1 protein-coding gene and 1 pseudogene are annotated in these 1,050 nt (G+C 42.6%); both read left to right on the top strand.

Features of this window, described 5'->3' with window-relative positions; translation table 11 throughout:
* The coding region (locus R7070_RS26490) for an O-antigen ligase family protein (RefSeq protein ID WP_318141557.1) at positions 1–942 on the top strand (942 nt) is incomplete at its 5' end.
* Positions 943–960: 18 nt separating this feature from the next.
* Positions 961–1,050: pseudogene (locus R7070_RS26495) on the top strand (capsular biosynthesis protein); the annotation flags it as partial.

Here is a 1,050-nt window from a genome sequence, read left to right on the forward strand (position 1 = left end):
GTTCAGTGGCTAGCCATTCTTTGTCTACTGAGCTTACTTTACGCTTACGGTGCATTTGATGATGAGCGAGTGATGGTCTATTTCACCTACCTACTTTTTATCATCTGTGGTCTAGTCGCAGCATGGCACTTCGCCCAAGGCTATCAAAGCGGATTTAAATTACTCGGGGTCAGTAAATACGGATTTGGAGTGTTGTGCTCGCTACTCTATTTGTATCGCGACAAAATTCGCCTGTTCCCTTTTTTAATGCTAGTTGCATTTGCGCTACTCGTTTTATCTCAAGAACGAAAAGCTCTGCTGGGCTTTTGTTTGCTGTTTTTTCTCGATCAGATTGTTATTAAAAACTGGATGCGAAAAACCATCAGTGAAACCTATACATGGATGCTTCTCTTGGCGTTGGCATTTATGGTTATTGGAACAGTCTCTACCACGCTCTACGTCGGTTTTGATGCTCTTGCCGATAAACTGGAGATCACTCAAGAAGACATTTTGTTTGCCAACCAAAGTGAAGCGCGATGGGTGTCCAACTTGCATCGCAAGCTGCTACTCGCAAACGGCATGGATATCTTAACGCAGCATCCTATTTTAGGAGTGGGCGCCAAAATGCTGCCCAACTTTATGATCGATTACTTCAACTACGATGAATTAGCAATTTACACCCACAACTTTGTGCTCGATACCGCCATCGAATACGGTTTGCTCGGCATTGCGTTTCTGTTTGGAGGCTACTTTCTTTTCATCAAATTTTGTTTTCGCAGTATCGATGACAACAGAAAAAGTCTTTTACTCGCGGTTTACGCCCTCATCATGGTGTTCTTCGTTGCCGTAAATACCACCATCATTTTGATACTTTTGTTGCCAGTTATGATCAGTCGAAAACGAACACCAGAACCTCAGACAGTCATCCATTCGCTGCCAGTCAATAAAAGTCACGAATTTTAATAATCAAGGATTTGATCAATGAAATACTCTATCGCTCGACAATTTGAAAAGAACCGAGAACTTCGGGCTGATAACTTCATCTTGGTGTATCAAATGGGGAAAGTGGGC

It is taken from the genome of Vibrio sp. 1557, assembly GCF_033340175.1.
In the GTDB taxonomy this organism is placed as follows: domain Bacteria; phylum Pseudomonadota; class Gammaproteobacteria; order Enterobacterales; family Vibrionaceae; genus Vibrio; species Vibrio alginolyticus.